This is a genomic window from Legionella jamestowniensis (genome assembly GCF_001467745.1).
In the GTDB taxonomy this organism is placed as follows: domain Bacteria; phylum Pseudomonadota; class Gammaproteobacteria; order Legionellales; family Legionellaceae; genus Tatlockia; species Tatlockia jamestowniensis.
The window spans coordinates 173,134-179,898 of sequence record NZ_LNYG01000008.1 but is presented as its reverse complement, the minus strand read 5'-3'; the positions used below and the strand labels follow the sequence as shown (position 1 = coordinate 179,898).

Below are 6,765 nucleotides of genomic sequence, written 5' to 3'. Positions count from 1 at the left end.
AATATTAGCACCCGCCGCTACTAATTCATGCATCAAAGAAACGGTAATATCTAACTTGGGGTCACCGGCAGTGATATAGGGACTTAGCATTTTTTTACCACTAGCCCGCAATTGTACTAATACCTTGTCTATTCGATTCATAATTTACCTTAACACAAGTATGTCTTTGCTTATACGCAAGCGCTTAATATAAACGCATTACAAAGATAAGCCGTCAATATTGGCTACCGTGTGAATATCTTTGTCCCCTCGCCCTGACAAATTAACGATAATCCTCTGCGATGGCGACATTTTTTTAGCAAGTTTCATTGCATAAGCTACTGCGTGACTTGACTCCAATGCCGGAATAATGCCTTCTATCTGCGTTAAGATTCGAAAAGCATCGAGCGCTTCAGTATCATTAATCGCTACATACTCAACTCGTCCAATGTCTTTTAAATAAGCATGCTCAGGACCTACACCGGGATAATCAAGACCGGCAGAGACAGAGTGTGTATCTTTAATCTGGCCATGTTCATCACAGAGTAAGTAAGTACGATTCCCGTGCAAAACGCCTGGCTTTCCGGCTATTAAGGAAGCAGCATGTTCACCTGTTTCGATGCCCTTTCCCCCAGCTTCAACGCCATAAATTGCCACCGTTTTATCCTTTAAAAAAGCATGGAAAAGACCAATCGCATTGGAGCCCCCACCTACGCACGCCACTAAAGCATCAGGTAGTTCCCCACACGCCTTAAGCATTTGTTCACGCGCTTCCTGACCAATAATTGCTTGAAAATCCCTTACCATTTGCGGGTAAGGATGAGGACCTGCCACCGTGCCAATAATATAAAATGTATTATCTACATTACTCACCCAATCACGCATTGCTTCGTTTAAAGCATCCTTTAAAGTTTTAGACCCTGCTGTCACAGGAATTACCTCTGCACCTAGCAACTTCATACGATAAACATTGATGGCTTGTCTTTTAATATCTTCAGACCCCATATAAACGACACATTTTAAACCGAGTTTGGCCGCCACTGTAGCAGAGGCAACACCGTGCTGACCTGCACCTGTTTCAGCAATGATCCTTGTTTTTCCCATACGCTTAGCAAGCAAAGCCTGCCCTACCGTATTATTAATTTTGTGCGCACCGGTATGGTTTAAGTCTTCACGTTTTAAATAAATTTGCGCACCACCTACTTGGGCACTTAAATGTTTGGCATGATAAAGTGGGGTTGGTCTTCCTACATACTCACGCAATTCTGCTGTTAATTCTGCCATAAATACTGGATCTTGCTTATACTGCTGATAAGCATCCTGTAACTGTTGTAACGCATGCATCAAAGTATCCGCCACAAAAATTCCACCGTATTGACCAAAATGGCCGCGGTTATCAGGGAGTTCTACTTCATTCATAATTACCCCACAATGCGTTAACAAATTGTTTCATTTTATCATGATCTTTGACACCTGGAGACGACTCCACCCCACTACAAACATCAACGGCGTACAATGATTTTTTGTTGGTTATCATTTCAATGTTCTTTGCAGTTAAACCACCGGCTAAAATGATAGGTTTTCTTAACGTATCAGGAATAATAGTCCAATCAAAAATCTTGCCGGTACCACCATGGGAAGTTGAGGGTGTATCTAATAAAATGGCCACTGCCTCTGCATACTCAGAACACTTTTCATTAATAAAAGCCGATGAGTGGGCTTGTATTGCCTTAATGTAGGGCTTTTTAAATTGAGTGCAAAATTTTGGCGATTCATCCCCATGAAATTGCAGATAGTGAACAGGTAGCTCCTCCACAATTACCTTCACAAAAGAAGTATCTGGATTCACCATCACAGCCACGATATCTAAAAAAGCGGGCACAGCTTGTATCAGCTTTTTTGCTTGCTCTACCGAAACAGAGCGCGGACTCTTGGGATAGAATATCAAGCCAACTGCATCAACACCTAATGCTGCTGCATAAGCGATATCCTGTTCACGTGTCATGCCACACATTTTTACCCGTAGCCGATTTACCAACTAACGCTCCCATAAAAATAAAGGCCCTGGATTTAGCTGTATTACGCCGAATTCTTTTGGATAAGTCACTGCTACCAAGTATAAACCATAAGGCGGCGCTGTTTCGGCACCCAAACGCCTGTCTTTCGCTTGTAAAACTTCTTTTACCCAAGTCACCGGTTTCTTGCCAGAGCCAACGGCAATTAATACGCCCGCAATATTTCTTACCATATGGTGTAGAAAAGCATTGGCGGTAATATCAATCATGACCAAATCACCAGTGCGGGTAACTTGCAAATGATGGACATTACGCATTGGAGTGTTTGACTGGCATTCTATTGAACGAAAAGAAGTATAGTCATTTTCCCCCAACAAGCATCGACTAGCCTCCTGCATAGCATGATGATCAAGCTGGCGATATTGCCAGGTGACACTGCTACGCAAAAGCGCTGGCCTTATTGGCGCATTGTAAATAATATAACGATACCGTCGCGATAAAGCGGAATATCGTGCATGAAAATTATCTGGCATTTCTCTTCCCCACTTAACACACACATCTTTGGGTAGGAAAGAATTAGCCCCATGAATCCAAGAGCGAATAGTTCGCTCTTTTTCACAATCAAAATGAATAATCTGGTTTGTAGCATGCACGCCTGTATCGGTTCTACCCGCGCAGATAACACTAACGTCGCTATCCGCGACCTTTGTCAAAGCATCTTCTAAAACTTGCTGAACCGTATGCAGGCCTGTTTGCGCTTGCCAGCCATGATATTGGCTACCATCGTATTCAACCCCTAAGGCAATACGCATGAGCATTTCCTGCTAAAAACGGCCAATGTATAACACCAGGCTAAGTTTGTCTAGGGTATTAAGACAACATTACAGAGGTATTATTGCATTAGAATCATTGCATTAATGAGTTGGCTATTTCATAATCCTACACATTTTAAAGGCAGCCACATTTGTTTATGTAATGTAATTTGTGCGTGTGTCATTCCCCGCGCAGGCGGGAATCTATTTCATGACATCTTTTCCTCCTTGATGATTGGATGGATTCCCGCTTATGCGGGAATGACGAGAACGATCAAAGACTATTACAAAATAATCAAGTAAGCACTTTAGCTGCCTATTCGAAGAATATGATTTTCCGCACAAACTTAGGGTGTACTTGAATATGACTGCAACTTTTTTAGATGGCAATTTGGTTTCTTCCAAATTAAAACAAGAAATTAAACTTGCCGTTGCTGAAATGATTAGCCAGGGGCAAGCTGCACCCGGACTTGCTGTTATTCTTGTAGGCAATGATCCTGCCTCTCACATTTATGTAAATAACAAGCGCAAAGCATGTTCTGAAGTGGGTTTTCATTCTTATGCCTACGATTTGCCTGCCTCGACAACCGAAAAAGAGCTGTTAAGCTTAATTGACCGATTAAACAACTCTCCCGAAATAGATGGTATATTGGTGCAACTTCCTTTGCCTGACTCAATTGATCCGAATAAAGTGATTGAATGTATTTCCCCTCATAAAGATATTGATGGTTTTCACCCTTACAACATGGGACGCTTAACACTGCGAAATCCGTTATTAAGGCCCTGCACCCCTTATGGAATCATCAACCTGCTGGATTATTACCAGATTCCACTTGAAGGCAAACATACGGTTGTGATTGGTGCATCAAATATTGTAGGCCGCCCTATGGCCATGGAATTTCTTTTGGCCGCAGCGACCGTAACGGTGTGTCATCGTTTTACAGAAAATTTGGAACAATATGTGCGTATTGCTGATATTTTAGTAGTGGCCACAGGCATTCGTGATGTAATTGATGTATCCTGGTTAAATCCACACCAGGTTGTGGTGGATGTAGGTATACATCGATTACCCAATGGAAAATTAAGGGGTGACATCGATTTTGAGAGCGCTAAAAACAAAGTAGGCTGGATTACGCCTGTTCCAGGTGGCGTTGGGCCCATGACTATCGCCGTCTTACTGCAGAATACTTTATTCGCAGCAAGGCAGTTGAGGGTGAATAATTAGCGATCCAGTTCGTCCCAATCAAATTCCCCATCCAGCTCATCTTCTAACTCTTCTCTTAAACGTTTACGCTCAAGCTTGTCTTCAAGCATCTTGCGCACTCGCTTTTTGTGATCCAAATCTTCACTATTCTCTTCCTCATAGGAGTAATCTGAAAAGGAGTTAGTCTCTTCATATTCTCTAGGAAAGCCCATAATTTGTCTCCATTGGTCCTTAAAAACACAATCTAAGTATAGCGTATTATAAAGGCTGGATTATAAAACAAAGTATCAAATTCCAAGCAATAAGAATTATCCTTATTCAACCCTTTCCTACGTATCGCGACTCATTCGCGGTATCCAAGAATTTGAAGCCAGAAACCAACATTATCTTCTTGGGTACTGCGGATAAGCCGCAGTACGTAGGGGAGGATTCATTACTCTCATCTAAGCATCATTTACATTTAAATTTACCGGTGATTTTTTTTGATAATTTGGATTACTTCCTGAAAATGTTTATACTTCGCTTTTTAAATACAGTTTTCTTATGCTTAGCTATCAACACGGCTATCATGCCGGTAATTTTGCTGATGTTGTAAAACACGCTACCCTTTGTCGCATACTTACTTATCTCGTAAAAAAAGACAAACCTTTGTTTTATCTTGAAACGCATTCGGGGAAGGGACGTTATGATTTAAACGATTCTCAGGCCATCAAGACGGGAGAATCGCAGCAAGGTATTAAACTACTGTGGAAACACAAGAATCAATTGTCCCCTCTTTTTTCACCTTACTTAAAATGCATCAGTGCGCTCAACACCTCTGATTTACGTTTCTATCCCGGTTCACCAGCACTTGCAATCGAACTGTTAAGACCCCAGGATCGTTTGTATTGTTGCGAGTTACATCCTCGCGAATTTGAACAACTTAAGGTACTACCACACACTGGAAAGCGTGTTTTTTTTAGCCATAGTGACGGAGTGTCCGCCCTACAAACATTATTACCTCCTCCTGAACGTCGCGGCCTTATTTTTCTCGATCCTTCTTATGAACTTAAAGAGGAGTACAAAACTATTCCCCAGGCAATTAAACTGGCATACCAACGTTTTTCTACCGGTATTTTTTGTCTTTGGTATCCTTTAGTGGATAGCAGATTACAGCAACAACTCCTGAGAGGGATGGAGAATATTGGCGCTTCGAATACAATGCGCCTTGAGTTTAATTGGACGACCATAAATGTAGAAGGTATGACAGGATGTGGTTTATGGATTATCAATCCTCCTTACACCCTTGAAGCGGAAATGAAAACCATCCTTGAGCAATTAAAAACAGTATTTAATCCTGGTATTTCTTCTTTTAGTATGCAAGGTGTTTAACTCATCCTTGCAAATACACATTTTACAATGGGAGGGCCTTTAAACCCTCTCTTTCACATAACTGCGCAAATTATGATCATTTAATTTTTTCTTAAGTTCGAATCATTACAATTGGTTTTACTCCCTTTAACGAGAATGTAATATGAAAACTGATGGGTCCACTGATTTTTTTGTTTCCCAAATCCTAGCTGATTATGAAGAAAACAATCCTCAGGAAACTCCCTGCATACATGCAACGACAGAATATAGTAATAGTGAATTATTGGAGCGATTACATCATTCAAAACTGTTTGCATCAGGATTACACGATGTACGTTGCACTGAATTAAAAAAGATGAGCTTAAAAATGAATTCCGCTCAGTCAGTTTCCTCAGTTTATTACCCTTTTTGTGGGGCTGATGTCACGCATGTTTTCTTATTGTTTCCTTCTTGTACATCTGTAGTAGGCTTTGGGCGAGATGAATTTGGAGATATCGGGAATTTAAACTATTACAGTAACACCAATGATTTTTCTGCCGTTCCTTTGGGGTATACTTCGGGTTTCGATTCACATAAATACCATGAGGTACAAGGTAAAAAATACCCTGATGGTAAATACAAAGTTTGCCCCGATATTTTACTGAGAATAACACAAATTCTTGGGGGTAAAATTTTAAGCGTAGCAACAAAGCAAGTGGGCGATAGTGAAACCGACATTGTCCATGAAATTAAATTTTTATGGAATGACATCGAACGTAGTTTTATTTACGCCCAGTATGAAGTTTGTTGCAATTATCAGTTACCCGAAGAAAGTTCTTCTGTAAGGGATTTTTTACTTTCTCAAAATCCTGATGCATTATTGCTCAAAGCAATTCCAGACGTTTTATTAGCCTATCCTGACGGCTTGGCAATGGCAAAAGCCTTAGTAAGACATGAATCCCAACTCGTTTTGTCAGATACAAGAACGTATAATTGGAATAAGACTTTTTATCAGAGGGAGCAACCCCAACCGGTTTTTTCAGATTCTGCAGAATTGAAATCCATTCCACTGTTCTTCTCTTTCGGGTATGGAAGAATGTTGTTTATAGGAAATGGGGCACAGTTAAAGAAAGTTCAACCTAAAAAAACGAATCACTTGACTGAGTTTCCAGTACAAAAAATGTTACCTATTGAAAACAATATGATTGAAAAGCAAGAAAATGCTAAATCGGAATTGAATATTAACATTGAATCGTCTTTACCTAAGTCTGTCCCTAATGCCCATAAAAAAAATGATCATTCCTCGTCCTTTTCTCCGCTCAAATTTTTGCGCAAGAAATTAAATAAACAATCAAATCCAGATGCTTCTGCTAAGCAAATTAACTATAATCCACAATAAAGTGAATTTGCTGTTAGCAAGGAGGAA

The 6,765-nt window shown here is 40.4% G+C and carries 7 protein-coding genes and 1 pseudogene; 3 read left to right on the top strand and 5 right to left on the bottom strand.

Going from position 1 to position 6,765, the window contains the following annotated elements; all coding sequences use genetic code 11:
* The 4 genes and pseudogenes from Ljam_RS02820 to truA all read right to left on the bottom strand — a co-directional run.
* Positions 1–141, bottom strand: a pseudogene (locus Ljam_RS02820) (tryptophan synthase subunit alpha); the annotation flags it as partial.
* 57 nt (positions 142–198) lie between these two features.
* Entirely contained in the window at positions 199–1,398 is a 1,200-nt protein-coding gene (gene trpB / locus Ljam_RS02815; RefSeq protein WP_058448617.1) for a tryptophan synthase subunit beta, read from the bottom strand.
* On the bottom strand, positions 1,391–2,017 hold the full coding sequence (locus Ljam_RS02810) for a phosphoribosylanthranilate isomerase (protein ID WP_255305157.1): 627 nt from the start codon (positions 2,015–2,017) through the stop codon (positions 1,391–1,393). The genes trpB and Ljam_RS02810 overlap by 8 nt, the downstream gene beginning before the upstream one ends.
* Positions 2,018–2,806, bottom strand: a complete 789-nt coding sequence (gene truA, locus Ljam_RS02805) for a tRNA pseudouridine(38-40) synthase TruA (protein ID WP_058448615.1) — start codon at positions 2,804–2,806, stop codon at positions 2,018–2,020.
* 364 nt (positions 2,807–3,170) lie between these two features.
* On the opposite strand from truA, the gene folD reads away from it, so the two are divergent.
* The gene (gene folD, locus Ljam_RS02800) at positions 3,171–4,031 is read left to right on the top strand and encodes a bifunctional methylenetetrahydrofolate dehydrogenase/methenyltetrahydrofolate cyclohydrolase FolD (RefSeq protein ID WP_058448614.1); all 861 of its coding nucleotides are present in this window, start codon (positions 3,171–3,173) and stop codon (positions 4,029–4,031) included.
* On the opposite strand, the gene Ljam_RS02795 is transcribed toward folD, so the two are convergent.
* Entirely contained in the window at positions 4,028–4,222 is a 195-nt protein-coding gene (locus Ljam_RS02795; protein ID WP_058448613.1) for a PA3496 family putative envelope integrity protein, read from the bottom strand. The two genes, folD and Ljam_RS02795, sit on opposite strands and share 4 nt — an antisense overlap.
* Positions 4,223–4,553: 331 nt before the next feature.
* Between Ljam_RS02795 and Ljam_RS02790 the strand changes: the two genes are divergently transcribed.
* Positions 4,554–5,381, top strand: a complete 828-nt coding sequence (locus Ljam_RS02790) for a 23S rRNA (adenine(2030)-N(6))-methyltransferase RlmJ (RefSeq protein WP_058448612.1) — start codon at positions 4,554–4,556, stop codon at positions 5,379–5,381.
* A gap of 142 nt (positions 5,382–5,523) precedes the next feature.
* Positions 5,524–6,738 carry a hypothetical protein gene (locus Ljam_RS02785; RefSeq protein WP_058448611.1) on the top strand — a complete coding sequence of 405 codons (1,215 nt, stop codon included), beginning with the start codon at positions 5,524–5,526 and terminating at the stop codon, positions 6,736–6,738.
* Positions 6,739–6,765 lie beyond the last annotated feature (27 nt).

Coding starts and splice junctions, on each gene's coding strand:
- trpB (WP_058448617.1), bottom strand. CDS start 1,398: ATGAATGAAGTAGAACTCCCTGATAACCGCGGCCATTTTGGTCAATAC.
- truA (WP_058448615.1), bottom strand. CDS start 2,806: ATGCGTATTGCCTTAGGGGTTGAATACGATGGTAGCCAATATCATGGC.
- folD (WP_058448614.1), top strand. CDS start 3,171: ATGACTGCAACTTTTTTAGATGGCAATTTGGTTTCTTCCAAATTAAAA.
- Ljam_RS02795 (WP_058448613.1), bottom strand. CDS start 4,222: ATGGGCTTTCCTAGAGAATATGAAGAGACTAACTCCTTTTCAGATTAC.
- Ljam_RS02790 (WP_058448612.1), top strand. CDS start 4,554: ATGCTTAGCTATCAACACGGCTATCATGCCGGTAATTTTGCTGATGTT.
- Ljam_RS02785 (WP_058448611.1), top strand. CDS start 5,524: ATGAAAACTGATGGGTCCACTGATTTTTTTGTTTCCCAAATCCTAGCT.